The sequence below is a fragment of the Bacillus sp. F9_6S_D1_P_5 genome (assembly GCF_054823925.1).
In genome coordinates this window covers 85,353-111,753 of record NZ_JBTREW010000008.1, presented here as the reverse complement: position 1 = coordinate 111,753, position 26,401 = coordinate 85,353, and the positions used below count along the sequence as shown (strand labels likewise).

Below are 26,401 nucleotides of genomic sequence, written 5' to 3'. Positions count from 1 at the left end.
TTGCTATTAGGTAAAAAAGTAATTTTTAATGAATTGCAGAAAATGCATAGTCCGCTACATAAACCGTTTCCGTATCGTGCTTCAGCAAAATTGCAGCGAGACTTAAAAAGTAAATTTACCGAAGATGACTGTATAAACGCTGATTTTAATCATTATTGGATGCATACAGCCGGTACTTTAAGTTCTGTACTAAATGGAAACGAACAGAACATTACGTTTCAACAAATAAAGTGGTTAAGGAAATCGTTTTTTGAATGGTTTCCGCAATATCGTTTTATTGAAACGGAAATTGTGAAGTACCCCATTTTATATCGAGATTTCATGAATTATGAAAAGACACGAAAACTATTACTATATTATCTTACTGAATAAAAATAAAAACGTACAAGTTATGCTGCTTGTGCGTTTTTTGTTCATAAAAAATACAATTTTAATACCTTGTTTAAATAGGGATTCTAATAAGAAAAAAGAAGTACATATAGAATGATATAAGGGAGGGAGAGGCGTTTAGATACCGTTTTCCTTTAATCCATTATCCAACTCGAATATAGTTAGTTATTTATGATAAAATATTTCGAGTGAATTCAAGTACTTATTATATCCAGTATTTAATAAGTTAATCTAGGAGGGACAACATTAAAATGGAAAACGTATCAAATATAGATAAATTGGAATCAATAAAATCTTTACAATCAACAATTCGTAAACTTGAAAATGCACTAACACAAATGACTCAAAAAGGTGCAAATACTACATTAGTGAAAAAACGACTTAAAGCTGTTAGCGTAGGATTAGCAGTGCTAGAAAACATTTGGAATCAAGAAAGTCACCAGTATAACCAAGAAGAGTTAATAGAAGCTCGTAATGTCCTTGCTGGTTTACTTCCATCAATTGAGAAGGCTTATGATAAATCTAAAACTGGAAGTCCGCAAAAAACGCTTTTAACAAGACGGATAAAAGCATTGGAACTTTCTATTCAGGCAATTGATAAACTTTCTAATAAATAACTCATCTAAATACATAACATCCTACCTAAATTTTATAAAAGCAATATTGAAAAGAAATACAAAGGAGGAAGATCGGTGACTCCGATAATTAGTCCTAAGTTAGAGGAGCTTAATAATCAATTAAAGAATGGAAACGAGAAAGCTTTTTATACTTTTTTGCATGAAATAAAGTCGAATAGTACGCCACTAGTAGAACAATGCCCTGTAGATAGTCAGTATAGGCTTATAACGTATATATGGTTAGGGGACCGAAAAACTGAAAATGTTTATGTATTCGGTAGTTTTCCTGGTTGGGATCTGTCTGTAAATCAACTACAACGGTTGTTACAGACAGATATTTGGTATGTAACGTTTAGGACAAATGAACGATTTATTTCAACTTACTATTTTTCAGTAAACGATTTTTTCGAAAATGACTGGATAAAGCGTAGTGAACTGTATCAACTAGACCAATTTAATAAAAATACATTTGAAGAAGATGCCAATAAAGCGTCTTTGTTAAATATAGGAATGGAAGTACAGTATAGCAGTCGTTTTCCTTCAAACCATTATCCATCCGGAAAAATTGAAACATATTCTTTTCATAGTTCAATTTTAAATAACACACGTAAAATTCATATTTATACGCCTCATGATTATTCTCACATTTCACATCTTCAAGAACTTCTCATTATATTTGATGGGAATTCATTCATTAATAACCTTTCAATCACAAGAACACTTAATTATTTAATTTACGAAAAAGAAATCCTATCGTGTATTGCTGTTGCTATAGAACCAGTTAATCGGCTAGAAGAGCTAACTTATAACGATAAAATGAATGCATTTTTAACAGAGGAATTACTTCCGTGGATTCAGGCGAAGTATCGTGTGCATCAAGAAGCGAACCATACAATAATTGCCGGTTTCAGTCTGGGTGGCTTAGCAGCTTGTTATGCAGCGCTTCAAAATCCACACATTTTCGGGAACGTGTTGTCAATGTCTGGATCCGTACATTGGAAAAAAGATGGTTATGAAAATAAAATTCCTTGGATTGAAAATCAAATTTCATCTATAGATTCAAATGCGACCCAACCTCATTTTTATATAGCAGCAGGAGAACTTGAAAACAAACCTCTTTTAACGGCTAATAGACGTCTGTATAAAGCTTTAAAAGAAAAGGAATACCAAATTACTTATGAAGAGTTTCAAGGCGGCCATGACGGTGTTTGGTGGCGAGAAAAGTTATTTGATGGGTTGAAAGCTTTAAAACTTACAAAAAAAACACTATAAAATAAAAAGGAGAGAGAATCTATGAATCAAGAAGAACTAGATAAAAAACTAAAAAAGCAAGAGATTTTAGTAAAAGATGAGAAAGTTTGGACCTTTACGTATGAGGACCATATTAGTTCTATCGTGAAAGAAGCAGAAAAGAAAGGGTCTTTTGATAATTTACCTGGTAAAGGGAAACCTTTAAATCTAGATAAAGATCTTTCGTACAATCCTGAAAAGCAACTGTATAGAACTTTGAAAAATAATCATGTATTACCTAGGTGGATTGAGCTTTCAAAGGAAATTGATGATTTAAAAGAAAAGCTAAAAAAAAATACAAATACTGCAGAAGCAGCGAATTTAATTCGAACTATTAATAAAAAGGTTTTAGAACATAACTTACTTTGTCCACCAAGTGCGCAAAAAACGAGGGTGAAAACGGATTTTTAACGATTTTTAATGAAGCTATCTTTTGCTATATAATTAAGTAAGGCATTTTCAATTCATTATTAAAGGGAGGCAAATGCAATGAAGAATACGTATCAACTTCAAATTCCGAAAAAACTAGAGCAGTATCGTAGTATTTTAGAAGAAAGTGTGAAACCATATATTAACGTGTCTGGAACATTAGCAGAGACAACGCTTTTTGAGAGTAAGTTTGGTGGTTATCCGTATTTACCTATAGATCAAGAGCATCCTAAAGATTCAAATGGACAACCTATGATGTTACTTGCGCAGCTAAACTTTGAAGAAATACCGCATGTTGAATATATGCCTCAGGAGGGAATGTTACAGTTTTTCGTAAGTGCTGATGATGAGCTTTATGGAGCCGATTTTGATCATCCAACAATACAAAAAGACTTTCGAATTATTTATCATTCTACAATTATAAAAGATTTAAATAAGGTAATTACTGATTTTAGTTATTTAAACACTTTAGAATTAGAGGACTTTATTATTCCCGAAGCAGCGAAATTAAAGTTTGAATTAGGTTATCAACCAGTAACATCTAGAGATTATCGATTTGAAAAGATGTTTAGTGAGGAAATTGATTGGGAGGAAATTGTTGATGAAGAAAATAATACAGAATTAGGCGAACTGTATGATGATTTATGTGAAGATCAAGGACATAAAATTGGTGGTTACCCATTTTTTACACAGACAGATCCAAGGGAATGGGATGAAAAATACCAGCAACATGACATGTTATTGCTACAAATCGATACAGACGATTCATTAAATATTATGTGGGGAGATTCTGGTGTTGCTAATTTCTTTATAAAGAAAGACGATTTATTAAATCTAGATTTTTCCAATGTTATTTACAATTGGGATTGTTATTAAAAACTTATAAATGAAATACTAGCAAGCTAAAAAATCTTCCTGAAGGTGAGGGAGATTTTTTTATGTTAAAAATAAACGTTATGTTAACTAGAATAAAAAAACGATGCGTGTAATGAAAGTCAAGCATAAATAACAACAAATAATACAAAGTTATAAAACGTGTGCAAATAGCAATAAATTCATAAAGTAATACATAAAATAAAAATATAAATTTATATTTTGTATAGAAATAATTTTTCTGTATTAAAATTTCTTGCCAATCAAAAATGTTTTTGATTCGTAAAATCGTAAGCGATTATTAATTAAGATTTGCTGTGATGAATTTATAACAAATAAAAACGATAAAAACTGTAGAAATTTGTTTAGATACGATTTTGTGTGAATCTCACTAAAAATCTCCGTTTCGTCTCATTAAGTATAGTTTACTTGGTTTTTGATACCTGATATCACTTTCGTTATATAACTGCCTATAATATATATTATGTTAACTGATTTAAAATAATAAACTTATTATATGTTAGTTGAAAGTTGTTAGGCTCCCCTTTTTACGAGATTCATTCTGTGTGATCAATTATGTAATGATTTGTTATTTTATAAGTTGTTAATGATAATGTCTCTAGATATTAATGATATTTAAGACAATAAAAAATACAATTCGTTTAATGCATTCATTTTAAACGAATTGTATTGATATGATTGCAAATACGTTTTTAAAATTAGTTTGCTACAACAATTGCTTCGATTTCAATTAATAAGTTATCGTTAATTAACTTTCTAACTTCTACAGCCGAACTTGCTGGTGGATTATTAGTGTCAATGTATTGATCTCGTATATCTCTAACTATGGCCATTTGAGAAATGTCTGTTAGGAAAAATGTTAATTTTACTACATCATTTAATGTTTAGCATATATACGCCTGTTTTCTTATTTTGATACAGTGGCTGTTTGGTGTGTAGTTCTTGTTTTATATCTTCTAAAATGTAACTTTCTTTTTGAGATATACTGACACATTGATTTTCTTTCTGTATAACACCATCTGCTGCTATAAACCCTAATATATAAGCCATGTTATTTGACCACGTTTTAAAATAATCTTCTGCTATTGCATATTTCCTCTTCCAACTCCCTATAGCACGCCTTGGAACGTTATTGTCTGTTAAAACCATACGAATATACCTAGCAGACACATTAGCAAGTATGGCGATTTCTGAGGTGCTCTTCCCTTCTGCATATAGCTGCGTTATTTCAGATTTTGATAGTTTACATTTTGATTTCTTTTTTCTCTCTATTTGCACTTACATCCTCTCCTTTCTTTTAATAATTAGAGACGTATTTTCTTCTATAACATATAACGAAACGTATGTTCTTTGTTACTTATAAGAAAGTATTTACCAAATTAAAACAATTTACATTTGCTTTATATTAGTTTTAACTGCTGCACGATTTGTTTTTTGTATATAAGAATAATGAATTTAAAAAATTTACGAAATGTACTGCATTTAAGATGAAAGGTAAAATGATTTCGTTTAAACTACAATTAGCTACAATAACAACATACGTATATTGTTAAACGTGAAAAGGAGAACGAATGAAAAAGAAATATGTAAATCAAATTCATACTGAGGTAAGTTTTAAACCGAAAGATATTATACGTTTAATGAATGATTACTTTAAAATGAAAACAAAGCTGCGTCCTGTAAAGAATTTACCTATTGTTTTATCAGATAAAAATAATAAGTCTTTAGAGAGTGTTACATGGTTTGGGCACTCTGCTTCTCTTTTAAAAATAGAAGGTAAAACATTGTTATTAGACCCGATGTTTGGAGATGCCTCTTCCCCATTTCCTCTGTTTAATAGTAAACGTTATAGTGGTGTTTTTTCTTTAGAACGTGAAGACCTTCAAGAAATTGATGCGATTATCATTTCTCATAATCACTATGACCATTTGAATTACAAGAGTATTCTGCAGTTGAAAGATCGTACAAAGCACTTTTATGTCCCAACTGGAGTTGCACAATATTTAATTAAATGGGGAGTTTCATCTAGTAAAATTAGTGAGCATAATTGGTGGGACGAAATTACGTTTGATAATATAAAATTAGTTTGTGCACCTGCAAGGCATTTCTCAGGACGAAGTATGACAGATAGAGATTGTTCTTTATGGTGTTCATGGCTTATTCTTGGACAAGAGACTAAAGTTTTCTTTAGTGGTGATAGCGGGTATGCCCCTCACTTTAAGGAGATTGGTGATAAGTACGGTCCATTCGATCTTACGTTAATGGAATGCGGGCAATATGATCCGAGGTGGTCTGCTATTCATATGTTGCCTGAAGAAACGGTACAAGCCCATATTGATGCTAAAGGAGAACTCCTTCTTCCAATTATTAGCATTACACGAATGGAGTGATCCGATAGAGCGTGTTACGAAAGAAGCTAACCGTTTAGGAGTTAAAATTACAACGCCTCAAATTGGCGAATCTATTACGTTAAAATCTACAGACTATCCATCATCTACTTGGTGGAGAGAAATTTAATTATAAATAAAAAAGAGCGAACTCTCTTATAAGGAATTCGCTCTTCTTCTGTATTTAAACTTATTTCACTATATTTGCTTTCCCGCTATCTAAAATTCTATTTGTTGATACGCTGGACATTTCAATCACTGTATTCATACTCTTATCAGTTAGTTCAATGAGTTCTTTTTCGTGACTGATTTTCTGTAAATCCCACACCATTCCACTGAACACGTTATGCTGTCCACTTACTCTTAATATATTTTTCGTTTTACTGAATGGCTGTATTTGTAGATTTGTAAATTGATTACCACTAATTTCATTTGGAGTAGTTACATTACTATCCATATAAATCATATTTACACAATCTTCGAGAGAGAAGTTCATAAAACGGTTGGCATTTATCCATGCATGTCCAGATTGTGGTTTCTTTGCTACTAATTTCACCCCAGTTTCCATTCCTACAACTTTTATATTTTCAAAATTAATAAATGAAATTTCATTTTCCTTCCCACCAGAATACAAAGAAATGCCGGTACCTTTATTCGTTTCTGTCCAATTAATAATATTTATATCTTTTATTTGAGTCTTGTGCCACGTGTTATAATATTTATTTTTGCCGTCTAAATATATAACTTCAGAATTAAATGTAGGATCGTCTATAGCTATATAGGCTCCTTCGATAGAAGCATTTTTTTCTAATTCTAAAACTCTAAAATTACCTTCGACAACAAATTGTGTTCCATACCCAAATAATAACTTTACACCTTGTTTCACTGTAATTGGTGAGGTGATTTTGTACTTCTTATCATCCAGCAATACTGTTTTAATTTTACTAGATTCTGCTTTATTAATAGCAGATTGTATTTTGTTTGAATCATTTTTGCCTTTAAAGTCTTCTACATACACCTTATCATTTTTAGATAAACCATCTTTTTTGTTATATTGATAAAAAGCAAAAGTAATTAGAACTACAGCTATGAGTAAAATAATTAGTTTCTTCATTACACTCATCCTCATATAAATTTTCTCCTTAGCTACTCTTCGAATCATTTACGTTAAAATTATTTTGCTGTGTATGATAGATTACAATTCCTGCTTTTTATAATTGAACTATATTATATATAGAGCTGTCCTGCTTAGCCAATTCTTCATTCCTATAATCTATTAGTTTATGATTAGATAAAATAAAATTGTGCTCTAATATTAGTTCATTGTGGAGTACTTCATATAAAAATTTTGGTATCATCTCTCCTACGCCGTAATTATAGTCACTTAGAATCCAAGAAATCTCTTTCCAATCTAAAATTCCTTCTGCTACTTTTTTAGGAGTTTGATATGTAAATTCATTAAGTATCTCTACTAGATAAATATACATGCCGCCAGAATATGAAGAGTCCTCCCACTTAATAATCCCTTTAAATTGAATTTGGTCATGCGTAACTTCTATATTAGTCTCTTCTTTTATTTCACGAATTGCATTTTCTAAAGGTGTTTCTCCCTTTTCGATCTTTCCTCCTACCCCATTCCACAATCCTTTTACAGGGTCATATTCTCTATTTAACATAAGTATCTCTTCATTTCTTTTTATAAAACATAAAGTATGCTTGTACATAATGTGATTCCTTCCTATGGTTTTAATAAGCTCTTACTGGTGATATAAGATGTACCGCTACAGATGGTGTCCCTGCTTCAATTAATATAGGTCTCATCGAACCGCTAAAGCTTAAAGTAACCGTTTCTTCTTTTATTGCTTTTAAAGCATCCATCATAAATCGTCCATCAAAAGATATGTTTAATTGTTTTTCACCTTGAATCGTATCTATCTGTTGTGTCTCGGATATTTTTCCAATCTGAGAAGCATTAGAAGAAATTTTAATTGTTGATTCGTTTATGATTTCTAAGTTGACATTGTTATTTGCCCATTCACTTGCTAATAAGCTGGATCGATCTACACCTTGTAAAATCCTTTTTCTATCTACGTTAATAACTGTCTGAAATTCATTTGGAATTAAACTAGATATATTAGGATATTTCCCTTCAATTAATCTTGAATATAACGTAGTTGTGCCGAATGTAAAAATAATGTGACTTTCTGAAAGATAGATGTATACGAATTCTGAATTACTACTCATTAATTTTAGCAGTTCACTAATAGTTGCACTTGGTACAATACAACTTGCTTTCGCAAACGAAGAAATTATCGTTTCGCGTATAGCAAGTCTATGAGAATCAGTTGCTACGCAAATTAACTTATTATAATCTAACTCTAAATGAACGCCAGTAAGAACAGCTCTAGATTCATTTTTAGCTACTGCAAAGACAGTTTGTTTAAACACTTCAATCAATTGTTCTGTTTCTACTTGTACCTTTGCATGATCGTCTATAAGTGGTACATTCGGAAACTCATTTGTTGGAAGTCCATTTAAGTTTAATATGATTTCTTCTGACTGTATCGTGATAATTTGCTCATCCTTACTTGTTATTGTTATATTGCTTGGCATTTTCTTTATAATTTCAATAAAATATTTTGCAGGTACTACAATAGTTCCTGCTTTTACTATAGTTGTAATTTGGTCATCTTCGTTGGAACTAGGGATGAATTTTTCAATGAAAATATTTGAATTACTTGCGATTAAAGTAATTCCAGATTGATCTGCGGTTATTTTTATACCAGATAGTATAGGGATTATAGCTTTGCTAGATATAGCTTTACTTACTTCTGAAAGTGCTTGAGTGAAATGTTTATGATTAACGATAAACTCCATTTTTTCCCCGCCTTACATGAAATGATAATGTTATGAAGATTGATGAATGATTGTTCCGTTAAAAAAGTAAGGTGCTGTTTCTTTCCTTTGTAATGTATTTAATAATTGCTCTGGTATACGTAAATACGGTGCTGCTCTATGTGATTCCATCCAAATAATCTCTTCGATTTCTTTTGGCCTTGATATATATGTCTCTCCACTGATTATTTCGCCTAAAAAATTAAAGAAAATTGCATGATGTCCTCTCTCTTCGAAAAAAGCTTCACTAATGTAACAAATACCGTTTACAGTTATATGTAGACCGGTTTCTTCTTTCACTTCCCGAATGACTGCCTCCTCTAACGTTTCCCCAAATTTAACTGCGCCACCTGGTAACGTGTAATAAGAACCATTTTTCCCTTTGTTTTTTACCATTAAAATCTTTTTATTTGTTTTATCGTATAAAAGTGCATATGTAACATTTACTTTTTTCATCTAAGTCCACCTCTAATAACAGGAATTTTCTGTCTTTGTTACATTCTACCATTTAATTGTTTTAAAATATAAAAAAGTTAATAGAGTAGTTCATTTATCTGCTCTTAGTAAAGTTAATAATCGATAACCCCTCATTGCTATATAAAAAAGAACGTATTTTGAAAGTGATTATTCAACGTACGCTCTTTTTGCTTTGATTTATTTTGAGATTCTATATATTTTCTAACCTTTTTTCTAAATAATATCGATTGTGCCCTTTAGGGTGACCTCCACTTACTCCAATTACTTTATATCCATGCTTTTTATAAAAAGCATGCGCTTGAAAATTAAAAGTATCTAAATTGATTTATCTACACTCTTTTTCAATTGCAAATTCTTCAATAAGTTTTAATAACTTGCTTCCGTAGCCTTCGTGTCTATACTCTTCAGAAATCCAAAGGAAATCGACATGTACGTGGTGCCAAAATATAATTCCAGTTATTCCGCCTACAATTTCTTCCTTTTCATTTCTCACTATAAAACTAATTTTTTATGAAGGCTTCTTCTCTTCATCTGAAATATGTTTTTGGTTATATTCAATTACTTTTTCTCTTATGTAATCACTATCTTCTTGGACCTATTGTTTTACTATTTTCATTTTCATTATCACACTCCTTTTAAAGTATCTATTCAATTTAATAACCGTAATATCCTGTCTAACTTAATAGTGGTAGAGCACTGTTTCATTTCGCTAAAATAAAGAAAAGCCGTACTACATTTTATCTGTAATAAGGCTTTATACGTAGTTCGATTCATTTAATAAAAACTTCCGTAAGTTCAATATGTTAGTACAATAATTCAATTGTATTACTACGCAAAAGAATGAATATTCCTAAACCAACTAGAACAATTGGAACGATTATATGACAGTTTTTCTCAAGTACTTCAGCTAAAATAGGGGCTCTTAACAATTTGTAACTAATAAAACACCATATTGCTATCATGCAAAAAAAGATAACTAATGTAACAATATTTGTTTTAAGATTTTGACTAGCGAACATTGGTATATAAATTGAAATATTGTCAGCTCCATTAGCTAATGTAATCGAGGCTACTTTAAATAACGAACTAGAAGCGTTATCAATGACTTCATTACTTTTATAAGAACGAAGTGACAACAGTCCTTTCACTCCCATATAAATTGGCACGAATCCTAATAACCCAATCCACGATATAGGAATGAAAAAAGTGCTTAAAGAGCCAATGATACTTAGTAAAATAATTACACTAAACCCTAAATATTGTCCAACAACAATATAAAGTTCTTTCATCTTAGTTTTTCCCCGGACAGCTCTACCTTCTTTCTTAATTATTCCTGTCTTTACTTGTGAAAATAAAACAAGGAGTATAAAAATGTCATCAATATTTGTTGAAGTGAATGCAATAAAAGAAGACATTATGGTTGTAACCAATATAATCCAACTACCTTTATAATAAAATAATGGTATACAAATGAATTGCATATCTAATAACAAAGGAGTTTAATGTAGTTTTATAACATGACTTCAGTACCTTTATAAAACAATATGAATATTTTACTAATCTGCTACTTAGTTCGTTGAGAAATAAATCACTTTATTACTTTTCAAATTATTTTACTTAGAATTAAGTAATTCTTTTCTTCCTACACGATTAGTAAAAGCGGAAAATCAAATATTTTGCAATATAAAAAGAGCCCTATATAAGGACTCTTTTTATATTTAAGCTACTTTCCGATATAAATGTTGCGTTTCTTTTTTCTTTTCTGCTTTTGGTGGACGAATTAATATCGAAATAATGAAGGAAATAACGCTTAAAACACCGATTATAATAAAGGTCGGTTGAAATCCACCAAGTAATGCTCCAATGAATGCTCCTGCAAGTGCACCAAACCCGAAACCTTGATATACAATCCCGTAATTTGTACTATGGTTTTTTAATCCGAAGAAATCTCCAACAATTGCTGGGAAGATTGTGATATTACCACCAAAGCAAAAGGCGACACTTGCTACACAAGCGAAATAAATACCGTAATTTAGTGGAATGAAACTTAAAGTAAAGACTGACAATCCAATTATAATAAACGTTGCAGAGACAATTTTCATTCGGCCAATTTTATCTGATAACGTTCCAAGAACGATTCTACCTACCGTATTAAAAATTGCAATCATTGCAACGGCATTAGCTGCAGTTGCTGCACTAAGTCCAACGAGCTGCACCCCGATATCTTTTACCATACCGATTAAATATAGACCGCCCATACACGATGTGAATAGCATAAAAAACAAAAGATACACTTGTTTCGTTCGCATCATTTCACGAGGCGTATAATCATTGTGTAACGTCTCAGTTACAGTATTACTCACAATTGCTTCACGTAAGAAGAACGATCCGGTTAATACTAAAAGTAAAACGATGATACCCCAATATAAAAATGCTTGTGATACACCAAGGCTATCGATGAGACTTCCGTTTATATATCTAAAGATTAGGCTGCCCATTCCATATGCAGAAACAGATATACCAGAAATAAGTCCTTTTCGATTTGGAAACCATTTAATTAAATTAGATAATGATGTAATATAAGCAGTTCCATCAGCATAACCAACTACTACACCAGCTAATAAATATAGTAATGGTAAGGAAGAAACTTGTGAACTAAGTATTAAACCGAGTCCCAGCACAATCCCTGCAGTAGCGATGAGTTTTCGAAGCCCTAATTTTTGCTGCAACTTTCCTGCAAATAAGGTTGAAAATGATAAAGAAAAACTTGTTATGGAGAAGGTTATTGCAACTGCATTGAGATTCCATCCAAACTTACTAACAAGGGGCTGATTAAATAAACTCCATGTATAAATTGTCCCAAGGCCAATTTGAACAATAATTGTACCTAAAACAATTAGTAATGGATTTATAGAAGTTTGTTTCATACTAACTGTCCCCTTCTTTTATCATGACATGAATTTTCACAGTTAGTATAACCATCATAAAAAGCAAGATACTGTACGGAAAATGGAAATTGAATTCATGTACACAAAAAGACACTCCATAATGAAGTGTCTTTTTGCAGGTTATATTAGATTTACTTAAAGAAAGCTTTGTTAAGATAAGACATTTTCAAATGCTTATGTAAATAGAATACCAAAAGATTTCAATCATGTGATGGGACTTAAGATGTATTTTTCATTCATCATATAGTCGGATGGACGAAAAATTAATATTCAATTTCATCAAAATCTTTCGGCTGCGGTACCGTTTGCATATTAGCTGCATCTTTCGGATCGCTATAAATCGCATTTTGTTCTGTATTTACATCTTTGATATTTTGCTTTTTGTTTTTATTCATTTTATCTTTCACTTTCTCTCACTCCTTTTCATTATAGGAGTAATTATGCCCTATTACCGTTACGAAATGTATCAGCGACTAAATTGCTAAATTCACGTAAATAATATAAATAATTATCACCGCCATAGTTATATCTTTTATTATACATTTTCGCAACAACTACTTTATATTCAGGTATTACTAAAAGAGTCGGTCCTGTAATTCCTAGTATTTCATACGATCCTTTTGGAACTCTTTCACCAAGCTCACTTAAAAGCGAAGGTTCATTTTGGACGAACCAAAACACCCCATTTTGTGGTAGTTCTTTGTTTACAAATGTTGGACTTTGCAAACTCGTAGCAATTTTTATAACTTCTTTCGGAACAATTTGTTTACCGTTTATCATACCTTGATTTAAATGAAGATTGCCCCACTCTGCAAATTCTCTAGCTGAGACAAACAGATTTTTTTCAGTACCATCATCTACTGTACCAATTTCACTAATCGCGTCTTCACTTGGATTATTAACAACTTTAACTAATTTTTCATCTTGCTGAATTCTCCAACCTGTTTCTTTGAAGTTAGCTAGATCAAATACACGCTCCTTTAACAATTCAGGAAAACTTTTGTTATATAGCTGATAAATCAGATGTGTCATCATTCTTACATTAATATCTCTATACGCCCAAGCTTGTCCCGGTTCAAATTCACGAAAAATTGTCCCGTCATTCGTTTCTCCTAAACCGTGCGAATGAGTTACTAAATGCCTTATCGTTGTTTTACCGAGCAATGCAGAATCAAAGTCTTTAACATACTTTATCGCTGCATCATCAATAGAGTTTATTTTCCCTTCGTAAAGTGCGTATGCTACCATTAAACCTAAATAACTTTTTCTCGCAGAAGCAACGTTGAATTGTGATGACGCGGTTACTTTTTTACTTGTAGAGGTATTTGAGTGGTAACCACTATAATGCTCTAGTACAATTTTATTATCTTTTATAATGCTCAGTGCTGCTGCAGAACTATGATTTTCTTCTTTTATATTTTCTACCCAAGAAATTAACTTATCATATGTATACAAATACATCCCCCTTAACACGAATAAAAAATTACCGCATGAAAGAAAAGTATAAAATAATATTTACACCTTTCTTTCATGCGAAATATTATTGATTTTCTACACTTATATGATCCACCAGTTCCAGCAGTTCCAGCAGTTAAAACAACCGAAACAACCAGCGCATCCTACACAACGACCACCACAACCTCCGCATCTTCCGCCGCCACATCCACCACAGCGACCACCACAACCTCCGCATCCGCCACAACGACGTGCATCGTCTTGGATGTAATAGTATGGATATTGATTTTGTTGTAGTTGATCCCAATACACAACATTACCAGATTGATAATCATTAAGATTTAATGATTGTAGTTCTTGTTGAAACTGATTCATTATGAAACCCTCCATTTATAAAAATAAATTCCGTCCCAATGTTAAAGTTCGTATATTTTTGCAAACAAGGTAGAAACAAGACTATAGACTAAATGCGTACATCAACAAAATATGAACTTACACTAGGTGATGTACCTTGTTTTTTAGCCTATTTTCTTACTTTCCTTTCGGTGGACGTATTTACTATTAATAGAGGTATTTAAAAATTACTAATCCAACAGTTTAGTAGTTCATCGCTTAATTTTCTTTCTAGCAACTCTTTAACTGAAGGCGCTGGCATGATTTTATACGTATGTAAAGCTTCTTGATTATAATCTATCCAGTGAAATGCTAAATGAGACTCTTTAGATTTTGGTATGAAGTCATTATGTAACTCTTGTGAATCTATTTCAAAAATGTGATTAATTTCATGATGAAGAACTTCTCGGTCTTCCCATTTGTTTTCTATTACACCTAAAAATTGTTTTATACTACAGTTAACTCCGAGTTCTTCTCGCAATTCTCTTATTAATGCATTCTCAGCCGATTCGCCAACTTCAACATGACCACCTGGTAAAAAATAATGATGGCCAATATACTCAGCCACTAACAATTTTTTATCCTTAATCATAACAGCTCGTACAATATGATGAAATTTAGTTTTCAAACGCTATTCCTCCCAGTCATTTACTTTATATTTGATTAACAAATAAACGATACACTTGCTCGCCATCATAATCATGTCCCAATGATTGAAAACCGTAACATTCATATAGTTTCCTTGCAGAAATATTATCTTTGTGTACTGTTAATCTAATTTCTTTACACGCCTTATATGTATTTTTTATTAAATCGATGCTCTTCTGTAATGCTGCTTTTCCATAACCATTACCTTGCTGCTTTTGATCGATAATAAATCCATTTATCCAATACATATCTGTTGTCTCTTTTATAACAGCATGCATAACAAAACCGACCATTAGCTCGCCGTCGTATATCGCAAATGGTATGTATTCTACATGGTCACCATCTGGTTTTATATATACTTTAGCAAGTGAAACTGCTACGGATGGAACAAATTTTCTTTGATCTTTTTTAACTTGTAACTTTAATGCATCTTCCCAATTTTCTCTCGTAACAATCTTTAACTGGACATTCAATATTTTAGGCTCCTTTATAAATAGGTTGTATTTTTATATTCAACAGAGTGACATATTCTCCCTTTTCCGAAAACAACCTACAACATGATCTTATTAAATTTTTCTTTATTTAAGTGTAAAGCTGTATTGCTTCACGAAATATTAAAAAGGAACTAGCATAGTGCTAATTCCTTTTACTAAAAAGAAAACCCTGTTATTTATCTTATCCTTTTTGAGTTTCATCATTTATTAGGTTTTCTATTTTCTTATCATCAGGTACAGGTTTCCACCAATTTCCTGTAATAAATAACATGGTTAATAAATTATAACTATCACTAAAGTAGCTTTCTTTCTTATTCTTCATCCAATCCCAACCGCTATTTACCCACTTTTGATTATTGCTATCCGTTATACTTGCAGCAATAAATGGCGAAACGAATACAGCAGTTGGATAACTACCAATATTAGACCCGTTTAATTGATAACCATCCACAATTTTAGAAGGATTTCCATTCGTTTTATTTTGAATCCACGAAGAGACTTTATCAGAAATGACTTTACTTCGCTTCTCACCGTACATCGCATAGTCCATTACAATTCTTAAAGGTACTCGACTAGCATTATAATAATATGCATTTGTATATTTTGACTCATCTAAGAAGCCTTTAGGTGCGGGTTGTGGTGGGTTTTTTACAACGAAATCTGAAATAAGCCCTGTATTTGGAGAGTACTTATTACTAAATTGCGTATAAACATCGTACAAATTATTAATAACAGTAAGCCAAGTTTTATCACCTGTAAATTCATAAAATGCTCTAAGGTGTGACATCATCCAATCAGATGGCCTCGTATCAAGTGAATTTTTAGAATCCCAATCTCCTAAATTTAGTCGGCTATTATTTGTAACATTACTAGCTTTAATACCTTTTGTAATCATGTCTTGTGCTTCTTTTAAATAATTAACTGTTCCATTTGATCCCCACTGCTTATGAGCAAGAAGAAGAGAATACGCAATATCTAAATCCCCATCAGTAGCAGAATCAAAATGACCTTGTGCTTTTTTACTATCTGCGACAACCCATCCCATTAAATTAGGATTTTGAGAGCTTTTAAAAGTTCTTGCTGTTTTAAATAAACCATCATAGATTTTTTGGGCATTCGAATCGTAACCAGCCATTAATACTGTAATTATCATCCCATACCCTTGACCTTCTGAAGTTCCAAGTGGCTTAAACCCATCCGCATCACCCGTAATCTCTCCTTTTACGTAATAACTACCAGGTAAAGAAGATAAATCATTTTTCAAATATTTCTTTTTCCAATTATCGTAGTAACTTCTTACAGAAGCATTTAAACTTTCCTGTGTAACATGAGTAGGTTTTATAACACCTGCATAATTAACTTGCTGGGGAAATGGTTTCATTTCCTTTGCAGCAGCTACTTGTTGATTAACTACGGGAATAGAATTTTGTACTGAATTGTCCGTTACATTTGCTGCGAAACTAGAATTAGAAAAACTAGCTAGACCGATTCCTATAATAGAAATACATGTGAAAATATTTCTTTTTCCATTCATTATGTTGTCATCTCCTTTTAAAATGCTTACTACATAAAATGTAACATACAATATTTAACTGAAATACAAAATATTATATTTATCAACATAAGAAAGAAACTATATGAAAAAGTATCATAAAATTATTATTGAATTACGTTATACGGATTGATTATTTGCTAAATTCCTATGTTTTTCTTTTCTTAATACTGGTATATGAGCAATCACGATACCAAGTATAGTAATCCCTCCGCCAATTATCGAAACTAAAGTTGGCACTTCTCCTAACCATAACCAAGCAATAAAACATGCAGTTACTGGCGTTAAATATAGAGAACTTGTTGCCTCAGCAGCACCAGCATGAGATATGATATAGGCCAATGCGATATATGGGAGTACTGTTGGAAATAAGCCTAAATATAAAACACTCACATTCACTTCAAGAGGAGCTGCTAGTATTTCTGTATACATTCCCGGTAAGAAAATAAGCATACATACAGTACTAGATAAAATTGTATATATGGTAAATGGTAAGAAGCCGTACTTTTTTAAGTAAGAAGTTTGAAAAACAAAATATAGGCTTTCTGAAATCGCTGCTAATAATATAAATAATCCCCCACTATTCAATTGAATAGCATCTCCTTGACTAAATGATATGAGAGCAATTCCTATAAAACTAATTACACCACCGATCCAACCATTTAATTTCATTTTTTCGTTTAAAAATATAGAAGCAAGAATTGCCGTTACTATAGGTGTGACCGAAACAATTAAACTTGCAGAACCAGCATTTACTGTTTTTTCGCCGTAGTTTAATGCAATGTGATAAAAAGTGAATCCTAAAGCACCGAACATAAAAATTGCTGGGATATCCTTTAAATCCGGTAGCCGTAACTTGTAGATAAAAGAAAACAACAGAAGTATAAATGAAGCGATTAATAAGCGTAGTAAAGTAAGATGCTCAGGTGTATAAGATTCAAGCCCCATACGAATTGCCGGAAAAGCAGTTCCCCATATAAGAATCGTAAACGCGTGTGCATATATAATGCGTAAATCCCATTTTTTATTATGCATGTTTTCTCTCCCTTTCTAATAAACCAACCATTTTTAAATTACTAATTATTTCTTTTCATCATATTTAATAGTTGATACAATGTCTTCAACCAGTTATTTATCGTAAAAACCAACCACTTGGCATTTTTAAATTGAACGAGGGAGTTTTTTTATGACAACGAATAAAAAACTGCCTAAATATCGGCAGATAGTAGATTATATGAAAGAAAAAATCGAAAACGGAGAATGGCCGATCGGAAGTAAGATCCCTAGTCAAAGGCAGTTAGCAAAATTATTTCATGTAAATCGAAGTACTGTAATAACTGCGCTCGATGAACTTATGGCAGATGGCTTAATTCAAGGGAAAATCGGAGCAGGAACAGTTGTAACAAATAATACATGGTCATTATTAGCGACGAATCCCCCGCCTGATTGGAGTGAATATGTAAAAGCTGGTATTCATAAACCTAGCAAGTTAATGGTACGAGAAATAAATGAAGCAGAAGCAAATAAAACACTTATCCATCTTAGTAAAGGTGAACTTGCACCTCAAATTTTCCCGCTAAAAACGATGCAGTCCATTATGAAAAACGTAAGTGACGAATTAGATTATTTCGGATACGAAGAACAAAAAGGTTTTTTACCGTTACGTGAGGCAATAAGTAAATACGTAAAATCATTCGGAATACATGTATCACCGGGTTCTATATTAATCGTCTCTGGTGCATTACAAGCATTGCAATTAATATCAATTGGTCTTTTGCATAGAGAATCAACTGTTTTACTTGAACAACCTTCTTACTTATATTCACTTCATGTATTTCAATCAGCAAATATAAATTTATCTGGTATAGCTATGGATCATCACGGTATTTTACCTAACGAATTATTAAAACGCATTAAATACAGTCAAAAGAAAAACATTTTATATTCTATTCCTAGTTTTCAAAACCCAACTGGGATATTAATGTCTCAAGAACGAAGAAAAGAAATAATAAAGATATGTGAAAAGGAACAGTTACCTATTATTGAAGATGATATTTATCGTGAGTTATGGATTGATGAACCCCCTCCAGCTCCTTTAAAATCAATAGATAAACATGGACATGTATTATATGTTGGTAGTCTATCTAAAACACTTAGCCCAGGACTTAGAATTGGATGGATTATTGGACCTGAACCAGTTATTGAAAGATTGTCAGATATAAAAATGCAAACAGACTATGGATCGAGTTCGTTATCCCAAAGAGTTGCTGCTGAATGGATAAAAAAAGGTTTTTATGAAGAACATGTTGCAAACGTAAGAATTCAACTAAAAGAACGAAGACAAATCATGATACGGGCTTTAAATAAGTATTGTGCAGATATTGCAACGTGGGATATTCCTAGCGGCGGATTCTTTATATGGCTAAAGGTTGTACCTAGCATTCCGATGAAAAAATTATTTTCAGAGGCACTATCAAAAGGAATTCTTTTAAATCCAGGACGTATTTATGAAGAAGAATCAGAACCGTACATTCGTTTATCATATGGATATGCTTCTCCAGAACAAATGACTAACGGGGTTAAATTGCTGAGTGAATTAATCCGTAAGCTAATAGCATAATAAAAACTCCTCTTTTTCTATAGAGGAGTTTTTATGTATCTTATTTACCACAACCGCATTTCCTGCCCCAACACAATAAGTCCTTCATAAGGATCTCCTTCAATGTTTAATACTTGAGCAAAAGCAGGTTCTGTTTTTATACCGTTCTCTTTTAAGCGAAGAATTTCTTCCCTTATATGTGGATGCTACATTAATAGCATGTGCTCTACTATCATATGTCTATATGCATTTTGGTTACGCACTGGCTTAGGCTGAGCAAATAATTCAAATTCAAAACCTTCAAATTCAAAATTTACCTGTATCGATTCTGTATTTTTAATTTTTTTCTTTTTTATTTTGAATCCTTCATAAGAACCATATAAAGATCTCATTTCCTGTTCAAAAACATAAAAGTTATGTACTTCCATTACTATATCTAAGTCAGATTGAAGAGTATCAATTCTTATAGGGATTGTCCCGCAAAGAACGGGACTATATAAAGCTAAATCCTCCATTATGTTTAGTTTGTTCAAAACATCATATACTTTTTGTTGCTTTTCATTCCCTGATTGTAAATATGTAATAGATGTAAACATGGAAGTCTCTCCTTCATTTCACGTAATACGTGTCTCACTAAATGCAAGAAAAATTTGTCCGTTTAAACTTGTTCTTGGAGTACCTTTATTTCAATATATTAAAGCGAATAAACAATATGTTTCAACTTTTCTCCTATACTGCAATACTATAACAATAAAAAGGGAGGAATTATTATGAGCATTTTCAACATTCTTTTAACCATCCACATATTATTTGGAACGATATGTTTAATCACTGGGATAATAGCGATGGTTGCTCAAAAGAAGAAAGGAAAACATACAGAATGGGGTGAAATATATCATGCATCCTATGTTGTGATCACCCTTACTGCAATTATATTATCCATTATAAACTGGGATAAAATCGCATATTTATTTTATGTGGCAATTTTCTCTTATTCATTTGCGATCTATGGATACCTCGCACGAAAAAAACGGTGGGAAAATTGGCTTCACCACCATATTAGAGGTATGTTAGGCTCTTATATCGGTGCTGTTACCGCACTTTTGGTAAACGTCGGTATTCATATTCCCTTAATTAATTTACTGCCACCTATATGGTTTTGGTTTTTACCTACATTAATCGGTATTCCTCTCGTAGCCAGTGTATCAAAAAAATATAAAAAGCGTAGTTAAAATTCATTACATTTTCGTTACTTTCTGATGATTATTATGAAAAATCATACTCAATGTAATATTTTATTAATAAATTCAAAATCGTATTGCTTTAAGTTAATCACTTAGAGCTAAATAAAAAGAATCCAATAAAAGTATTGGATTCTTTTTCGGATTTCATTTCAATATCAGTTCTATGTACTTAATGATGTAACCATCTGGCTGACGAACTATCATTGTATACTTGTGGATAATTAAATTATTGATTCAGCGATAGTTAAAACAATATATTTTAAGATTGTAATAATGAGTGTAATCGATCCGGGTAATTCGTAAACATCCCGTCAACACCCCATAAAAGTAATTTTTTCATATCTTTTTCATTATCTACAGTAAATGGATGAACTTCTAATCCATGTTTCTTTATTCTCTTTACATAAGCTGAATCAATATATCTATAGTTCATCCCAAGACCGATGCAGTATGTTTTATACTTTTTTATCTCTAATTCAGTTAATTGAATTGCCTTTTTGTAAGGTAGTAATTGTAGTACCTATTACTATAAAGGTGCAAAGTATTGTAATAATATATATCTTTTTCATAATGATGTATTTACTCCTACATGTAAGCAATTTAGCTTAGATAATTTATTCAATTAAATGTCGATTTTCAAATACAGTCATTTGTCCAACAGATTGAAAACCAGCCTTTTTATAAATATTAATCCCATCAGGTGAAGCTTGTAATACACATTGAGCAACGTTTAATTCCTTTGCTTCTTGCAGCAAGTAATGAAACATAGTAGAGCCAAATCCTTTTCCTCTCATTTCTTCTTTCGTTGCTATATCATAAATACCAATACTATCTTTTGTGCACACTAATGAACCAACCGATACAACTTCATCTTTATAAAGTCCTAAGTATAGTTTCATATTTTTACTATTCCATAAGTCGAAAGAAGCAGTTTCATTGTAGAATGATTGTACATGTACACATTCCTCTGATGTACCAAATAAATTAGCTAAAGTTTCTCCAAACTTTTTAATTTGTCCTGACGAAGATGCTTTTTCTATTATAAAACCTTCTGGCATGTTTATTGTTGGATGTATTGTTTTTAAGTCTGCTACCATCGCAATATTTTGTTCTGCTTCTTTTAAGCCAAGTTTTATTAATTCGTTTTTTATAGCCTGTTCGTGCCTATCATCCCAAAGCCAAACACTCATTGGAAATTTCTTTTGATTATAGATGTTTACCACTTTATATAATTTCTCAATACCTTCCGTTAAATCATTGTTTAATAAAGTAATGATATTAAATGTATCTGCAGGTAAACCGCAGTCAATAGCAGTTTCTTTTACATTCATTCCATGTAGCTGCCGCGCAATATATGACGTTTTATATGTGAAGTTATCTATTAATAACTGTTTATAATTCATTCATTTTTCTCCTTTCATAAAAATTCGTATTCGAATCGTTCAGTATTAAATATAACATATATGAAATGTGCCCATTTCTATAAAAATGGCTCTATACATCACTCTATTCACCCTAAAAGAATTAAAAATGATATAACGTTGTCGGAATGAAAAAAGTGGTATATAATAAATATTAACATTACTAGTAATTATTTTAGGTATTCCTAGAATAAAGGAGCGATACATATGAAAATTACTATTTATTTCGGAAGTCATGAAGATCAAGATGTTCGTACTATGGACTGTCATTTAGATGTAGAAGATACAGAAGAGATTGTCTCTGTATCATAATATAAATTGTACGGATGAACCCTCTTCCCTACAGCGTTTAAGACACCTTTTACAGGTGTCTTTTTTGTTGTTTTTTTCGTCAAAAACCCTTTACTTTAGAGCGTTTTAATAGTAAAATATAAATATACGAACAAACGTTCTTTTTATTTTAATTGTACATGAAGGGATGATTTTTACAATGGCTCAAGCAAAGCGCAGAGGAAGAAAAAAGCAAACACCTATTATTTCAAATACAGGCTTTATCGGCTCTGTCTTTATTGATACATTGGAGTTACAAAAGAAATCCTATTATTTCGCTCGTAAAAAACTTCAAATTGTTCATCACGTACTGGATGGCCTCTCTGGGGCAACAAGTTCTCTATTTAAAGAACATAACATTTCAGCATACATGTCATGTGTGTATTTACATAAACAAAAGAAAATCGGCTTTGTTCTCTCAACGAAACCATTCGAACAAAGTGATGGTGTGGCTTACTTTATAAATTATTTAATCGAAAAGAATTTTTACGGTAACGAAGAAGTAGATTATCAAGAAGTATTTAATACAGGTTTTATCGGTGTAGTATTCGCTGATTTATGTAGCATAGATCGCTTTAATTTCGAGTTTGAAATGGGTATGTTAACGAAATTAATGAAAGATATGATTATTCCGGTTAAAGAACTCTTTTTACGCCACAATGTACCGGCCTACATCTCCACTTCTCATTTAGAGGAACAAAACAAATTAGGTTTCGTTCTATCTGTAAAACCGTATGATGAACGTGCAGAAGCAGATTTATATTTTGAGGCCTATTTAAAAGAACGCGGTTTATTTATCGGTGATGAAGAAGATGATATTGATAAGATTGTTATTAGAAAAACAGCTGAATTACGATAAAAAAGCGCAGGATGATAATCCTGTGCTTTTTATAATTTATGAAACCGATTTACCAAATAAATTTTCATTTTATAGTATTTGCTTTTCTTAGCTTGAAAGAAGTAGCAGTATCCATTCTAAAAATAATCTAAGAATCTATTAAGCACTATAATCTTTCGAATGAACCTCTAATATGAAACGATTTGATGAAACTTTAATTACTATTAAATATAAGAATCCCCCTACAATTGGAATGGTGTACGCTGGGATATAATTTAATAATAGACCGGATAGTGCCATTGCTATAGGGAGCATCATTTTACCTATACTTAATCCAATGCTGAGAACCCTTCCCCTGTATTCATCGGGAATCTCATTTTGCATGAAATAAATTAAAGGAATATCAATTAGCGCTATAATAAACCCTAAAAAGATCATAACAAAACAATACGTAATAACGAATACTAAATCATTCACTTCAAAACTTTTGAATAAAACTGGAATTCCTAAAATAATCATAAAAACTGACAACATAGAACTTAGTTTTTTCAAAAGATAAGAGTAAGAAAAACGATCAGTTATCTTTTTTACTACAATTGCACCGATTATCATCCCTACTGGAAAAGTCCCTTGAATGATACCAAATTGCTTAGAACCAAGATTGAGTACTGTGTTAATAATGTATGGCAATGGAACAGTTACAGCAAAGCCTAAGAAGAAATTAAACGAAATTAAAATATGAAACGTATTCTTTAAGCTTTCCTTTTCAAGTAAGTAAGAAAACCCCTCTTTTATATCTTTAATAAAATTAACTCCTCTTTTTGAATTTCGCTCATTTATGTTGTACTCGAACAGTCTAAAATGAATAAATAGTAATGCTATCCCTGAAAGAATAAAAGAAATACCGTTTATAATTATAAAAGTTTTAATATTAAATATTGAAAAAACGATACCACCTAACATAGGGCCAAGAATTAAAGATACAGAATCGATAATTTTACTTATAGAATTAATACTCATAAGCCTCTCTTTAGAGACGATATTCGGTTTCGCAGCTTCTAACCCTATTCCAAAAAAGGTTGTAAATACCGTCATAAGAAAGGTAGTAGTATAAATGATGAATAAGTTTAATCCATAGTGGCTGCTTACTATATAAACAGCTATTAATAAGCAGCCACTAAGTAGATCCATACAAACGACGAGTTTCTTTTTATCAACTTTATCAGCAATGACACCAGCAAATGGATTCAAAACAATCATAGGAATTGTTCCTAAAATGAGCGTAATCGCGAAATTTAACGCAGATCCGGTTATTTGTAAAACATATAATCCTAATGCGAAACTATAAATAGAGCTACCGAGTATTGATACTGTTTTCCCAATGGAATAGAGACAAATATTTTTTAGTTCTTGGTTGCTTTTTTTATTTTCTATATGTAATCGTAAACTTCCCATCACTTTTCCCCCTGCCTAACTATATGTTACGTACATTGTAAGTTCTTGGGTCAACCCAATAGCAATATGTACAATTTGAAAAGTTTTAAGGGAAAATAAATAAAAGATAGGGTTAACCCCATCTTTATCAACTAAAGATTTTTGTCGTTCTCTATGTTGGTAAAAATAAATAATAGGATTACGTGTACAAATACAAAATTTTTTATTGAAATATAGAATTTAATATGGTATCTTCTATTACATTGATTAATTACATATGAGAATCATGTATAACTCCAAGAATATGGCTTGGAGGTCTCTACCAGGAACCAATAACTCCTGACTACAAAATGCGTATTATAGCGTTTGTAGTCAGGAGTTTTTTGTTCTACGGTAAATAATGACGAGAAGGGAATACATAAAATGAATTTCAAAGTATTTATATTAGTTCTAGCAACAATAGCAGTAGGACTTGTAGAGCTTATTGTTGGAGGAATATTGCCAGACATCGCTAAAGATTTTAATGTTTCATTAAGTTCCGCTGGGCAATTAATTACAATTTTCGCCTTTACTTATGCAATAGCAGGTCCTGTATTATTAATTTTCACAAATAAAGTGGAAAGAAAAAAATTGTATGTTATTTCACTTTATATTTTTCTAATTGGTAATATACTTACGTATTTCAGTCCAAACTTTACTTTTATGATGATAGCAAGAATTTTAACTGCTATGAGCACAGCTTTAGTTGTAGTACTTTCCCTTACAATTGCAGCAAAGATTGTTAAACCCTCTTACCGAGCAAAAGCATTAGGATTAATTTATATGGGTATTAGCTCTTCACTTGTTCTAGGAGTACCACTAGGCATTTTAATTTCAAACACATTTGGCTGGAGAGTTATTTTTTTATGTATTACTATTTTATCATTGGGATCCATCATCTTAATCTCAGTATTTTTAGAGAAGATACCTGGAGAGGAAAATCGAATTCCTTTATCTATTCAATTAAAGGCCGTTTGTAGTCCAAAACTAGGCGCTGCTCATCTAGCTACAATGTTTATGTTAGCGGGACACTATACTTTATATGCTTATTTTACTCCTTTTTTAGAAGATAAGTTTCACCTAAGCCCTTATTGGATTAGCATATTTTATTTAGTGTTTGGTATAGCTGCAGTAAGTGGCGGAGCGTTCGGCGGTATTTTATCAGATAAAATAGGTGCTCCAAAAAGTATTGTGATAGTTATTACTTTATTTGCTCTAATCTTATTTATATTACCGTTCACGACAGTTTCTATTATGCTATTTATTCCTGTTATGATAGTTTGGGCTGCATTGAGTTGGGGGCTTGCACCACCTCAACAAAGTTATTTAATCCAAACTGCCCCAGATACGTCAGATATACAGCAAAGTTTTAATAATTCAGCTCTACAAATAGGAATTTCACTCGGCTCTGCAGTTGGAGGTATAGCATTAAAACAAGTACATAATGTCGCCAATATGGCCTGGGTTGGTGGATCTCTAGTTTTATTATCTTTAGGTTTGGCTATCTTTTCTCTTACTAGACATACACGAACAAGAGACTGTCCAGTGAGTGCTAAACATTTAAATTAACATTCTCTTTTTCTTTTAATCACTAAAGTATAAATATGTATCGTCATAAAAAGTTCAG

The 26,401-nt window shown here is 31.7% G+C and carries 24 protein-coding genes, 6 pseudogenes and 1 riboswitch; of the genes and pseudogenes, 10 read left to right on the top strand and 20 right to left on the bottom strand.

Annotation, left to right across the window (positions count from 1 at the left end):
• The 5 genes from ACUXEY_RS11975 (at position 1) to ACUXEY_RS11955 (ending at position 3,602) form a co-directional block, all read left to right on the top strand.
• A complete protein-coding gene (locus tag ACUXEY_RS11975) occupies positions 1-372 on the top strand; it encodes a YxiJ-like family protein (protein WP_461300775.1) in 372 nt (123 codons plus the stop codon).
• Between the two features lie 269 nt (positions 373-641).
• Entirely contained in the window at positions 642-1,007 is a 366-nt protein-coding gene (locus tag ACUXEY_RS11970; protein ID WP_461300774.1) for a hypothetical protein, read from the top strand.
• A gap of 75 nt (positions 1,008-1,082) precedes the next feature.
• On the top strand, positions 1,083-2,279 hold the full coding sequence (locus tag ACUXEY_RS11965) for an alpha/beta hydrolase (RefSeq protein ID WP_461300773.1): 1,197 nt from the start codon (positions 1,083-1,085) through the stop codon (positions 2,277-2,279).
• A gap of 21 nt (positions 2,280-2,300) precedes the next feature.
• On the top strand, positions 2,301-2,708 hold the full coding sequence (locus ACUXEY_RS11960) for a DnaJ family domain-containing protein (RefSeq protein WP_461300772.1): 408 nt from the start codon (positions 2,301-2,303) through the stop codon (positions 2,706-2,708).
• A 78-nt stretch (positions 2,709-2,786) separates the two neighbouring features.
• On the top strand, positions 2,787-3,602 hold the full coding sequence (locus tag ACUXEY_RS11955; RefSeq protein ID WP_461300771.1) for a YwqG family protein: 816 nt from the start codon (positions 2,787-2,789) through the stop codon (positions 3,600-3,602).
• A 716-nt stretch (positions 3,603-4,318) separates the two neighbouring features.
• On the opposite strand, the pseudogene ACUXEY_RS11950 reads toward ACUXEY_RS11955, so the two are convergent.
• Positions 4,319-4,498, bottom strand: a pseudogene (locus ACUXEY_RS11950) (RidA family protein); the annotation flags it as partial.
• Position 4,499: 1 nt separating this feature from the next.
• A pseudogene (locus ACUXEY_RS11945) lies at positions 4,500-4,898 on the bottom strand (LAGLIDADG family homing endonuclease); the annotation flags it as partial.
• 293 nt (positions 4,899-5,191) lie between these two features.
• On the opposite strand from ACUXEY_RS11945, the pseudogene ACUXEY_RS11940 reads away from it, so the two are divergent.
• A pseudogene (locus ACUXEY_RS11940) lies at positions 5,192-6,137 on the top strand (MBL fold metallo-hydrolase).
• A 60-nt stretch (positions 6,138-6,197) separates the two neighbouring features.
• Here ACUXEY_RS11940 and ACUXEY_RS11935 read toward each other — a convergent pair.
• The 14 genes and pseudogenes from ACUXEY_RS11935 to ACUXEY_RS11870 all read right to left on the bottom strand — a co-directional run bounded on the left by ACUXEY_RS11935 (position 6,198) and on the right by ACUXEY_RS11870 (position 17,904).
• On the bottom strand, positions 6,198-7,136 hold the full coding sequence (locus ACUXEY_RS11935; RefSeq protein WP_461300770.1) for a hypothetical protein: 939 nt from the start codon (positions 7,134-7,136) through the stop codon (positions 6,198-6,200).
• 82 nt (positions 7,137-7,218) lie between these two features.
• Complete coding sequence (locus ACUXEY_RS11930) at positions 7,219-7,731, bottom strand: NUDIX hydrolase (protein ID WP_376903638.1); 513 nt, start codon at positions 7,729-7,731, stop codon at positions 7,219-7,221.
• A gap of 22 nt (positions 7,732-7,753) precedes the next feature.
• Positions 7,754-8,884, bottom strand: a complete 1,131-nt coding sequence (gene dnaN / locus ACUXEY_RS11925) for a DNA polymerase III subunit beta (RefSeq protein WP_431113487.1) — start codon at positions 8,882-8,884, stop codon at positions 7,754-7,756.
• Positions 8,885-8,914: 30 nt separating this feature from the next.
• A complete protein-coding gene (locus tag ACUXEY_RS11920) occupies positions 8,915-9,358 on the bottom strand; it encodes an NUDIX hydrolase (protein ID WP_429603428.1) in 444 nt (147 codons plus the stop codon).
• A 211-nt stretch (positions 9,359-9,569) separates the two neighbouring features.
• Positions 9,570-9,953 (bottom strand): annotated as a pseudogene (locus ACUXEY_RS11915) (GNAT family N-acetyltransferase).
• Positions 9,954-10,182: 229 nt separating this feature from the next.
• Positions 10,183-10,809 carry a cadmium resistance transporter gene (locus tag ACUXEY_RS11910; RefSeq protein ID WP_376903633.1) on the bottom strand — a complete coding sequence of 209 codons (627 nt, stop codon included), beginning with the start codon at positions 10,807-10,809 and terminating at the stop codon, positions 10,183-10,185.
• 288 nt (positions 10,810-11,097) lie between these two features.
• On the bottom strand, positions 11,098-12,306 hold the full coding sequence (locus ACUXEY_RS11905) for an L-lactate MFS transporter (protein WP_144611511.1): 1,209 nt from the start codon (positions 12,304-12,306) through the stop codon (positions 11,098-11,100).
• 284 nt (positions 12,307-12,590) lie between these two features.
• The gene (locus ACUXEY_RS11900; protein ID WP_000653369.1) at positions 12,591-12,734 is read right to left on the bottom strand and encodes a hypothetical protein; all 144 of its coding nucleotides are present in this window, start codon (positions 12,732-12,734) and stop codon (positions 12,591-12,593) included.
• Positions 12,735-12,765: 31 nt separating this feature from the next.
• Entirely contained in the window at positions 12,766-13,782 is a 1,017-nt protein-coding gene (locus tag ACUXEY_RS11895) for a serine hydrolase domain-containing protein (protein WP_431113486.1), read from the bottom strand.
• A 102-nt stretch (positions 13,783-13,884) separates the two neighbouring features.
• On the bottom strand, positions 13,885-14,157 hold the full coding sequence (locus ACUXEY_RS11890) for a heterocycloanthracin/sonorensin family bacteriocin (protein ID WP_431113485.1): 273 nt from the start codon (positions 14,155-14,157) through the stop codon (positions 13,885-13,887).
• A 199-nt stretch (positions 14,158-14,356) separates the two neighbouring features.
• Positions 14,357-14,803: an NUDIX domain-containing protein gene (locus ACUXEY_RS11885; RefSeq protein WP_098094794.1), complete on the bottom strand. Its 447-nt coding sequence runs from the start codon at positions 14,801-14,803 to the stop codon at positions 14,357-14,359.
• A gap of 25 nt (positions 14,804-14,828) precedes the next feature.
• Positions 14,829-15,296 (bottom strand): GNAT family N-acetyltransferase, encoded by a 468-nt coding sequence (locus ACUXEY_RS11880; RefSeq protein WP_461300769.1) that lies wholly within the window; start codon positions 15,294-15,296, stop codon positions 14,829-14,831.
• A 202-nt stretch (positions 15,297-15,498) separates the two neighbouring features.
• Positions 15,499-16,851 (bottom strand): glycosyl hydrolase family 8, encoded by a 1,353-nt coding sequence (locus ACUXEY_RS11875; protein ID WP_461300768.1) that lies wholly within the window; start codon positions 16,849-16,851, stop codon positions 15,499-15,501.
• Between the two features lie 138 nt (positions 16,852-16,989).
• Positions 16,990-17,904, bottom strand: coding sequence for a DMT family transporter (locus ACUXEY_RS11870; protein ID WP_000551632.1), 915 nt, complete (start codon positions 17,902-17,904; stop codon positions 16,990-16,992).
• A gap of 151 nt (positions 17,905-18,055) precedes the next feature.
• Between ACUXEY_RS11870 and norG the strand changes: the two genes are divergently transcribed.
• Complete coding sequence (gene norG, locus ACUXEY_RS11865) at positions 18,056-19,489, top strand: efflux pump transcription regulator NorG (RefSeq protein ID WP_461300767.1); 1,434 nt, start codon at positions 18,056-18,058, stop codon at positions 19,487-19,489.
• Between the two features lie 44 nt (positions 19,490-19,533).
• Here the strand turns inward: norG and ACUXEY_RS11860 are convergent.
• Positions 19,534-20,064: pseudogene (locus ACUXEY_RS11860) on the bottom strand (DUF4269 domain-containing protein).
• A 174-nt stretch (positions 20,065-20,238) separates the two neighbouring features.
• On the opposite strand from ACUXEY_RS11860, the gene ACUXEY_RS11855 reads away from it, so the two are divergent.
• Positions 20,239-20,700: a DUF2306 domain-containing protein gene (locus ACUXEY_RS11855; protein ID WP_098094804.1), complete on the top strand. Its 462-nt coding sequence runs from the start codon at positions 20,239-20,241 to the stop codon at positions 20,698-20,700.
• A gap of 271 nt (positions 20,701-20,971) precedes the next feature.
• Here the strand turns inward: ACUXEY_RS11855 and ACUXEY_RS11850 are convergent.
• Together ACUXEY_RS11850 and ACUXEY_RS11845 are read right to left on the bottom strand one after the other, a co-directional pair.
• Positions 20,972-21,232: pseudogene (locus ACUXEY_RS11850) on the bottom strand (glycerophosphodiester phosphodiesterase family protein); the annotation flags it as partial.
• Positions 21,233-21,326: 94 nt separating this feature from the next.
• Positions 21,327-22,115, bottom strand: coding sequence for a GNAT family N-acetyltransferase (locus ACUXEY_RS11845; RefSeq protein WP_461300766.1), 789 nt, complete (start codon positions 22,113-22,115; stop codon positions 21,327-21,329).
• A 508-nt stretch (positions 22,116-22,623) separates the two neighbouring features.
• Between ACUXEY_RS11845 and ACUXEY_RS11840 the strand changes: the two genes are divergently transcribed.
• Positions 22,624-23,322, top strand: a complete 699-nt coding sequence (locus tag ACUXEY_RS11840) for a hypothetical protein (protein WP_097952155.1) — start codon at positions 22,624-22,626, stop codon at positions 23,320-23,322.
• 138 nt (positions 23,323-23,460) lie between these two features.
• On the opposite strand, the gene ACUXEY_RS11835 is transcribed toward ACUXEY_RS11840, so the two are convergent.
• Positions 23,461-24,756 carry an MFS transporter gene (locus tag ACUXEY_RS11835; RefSeq protein WP_144611502.1) on the bottom strand — a complete coding sequence of 432 codons (1,296 nt, stop codon included), beginning with the start codon at positions 24,754-24,756 and terminating at the stop codon, positions 23,461-23,463.
• A gap of 245 nt (positions 24,757-25,001) precedes the next feature.
• Positions 25,002-25,101: riboswitch (purine riboswitch) on the top strand.
• 57 nt (positions 25,102-25,158) lie between these two features.
• Here ACUXEY_RS11835 and ACUXEY_RS11830 point away from each other — a divergent pair.
• Positions 25,159-26,343 (top strand): MFS transporter, encoded by a 1,185-nt coding sequence (locus tag ACUXEY_RS11830; protein WP_461300765.1) that lies wholly within the window; start codon positions 25,159-25,161, stop codon positions 26,341-26,343.
• Positions 26,344-26,401: the final 58 nt, after the last annotated feature.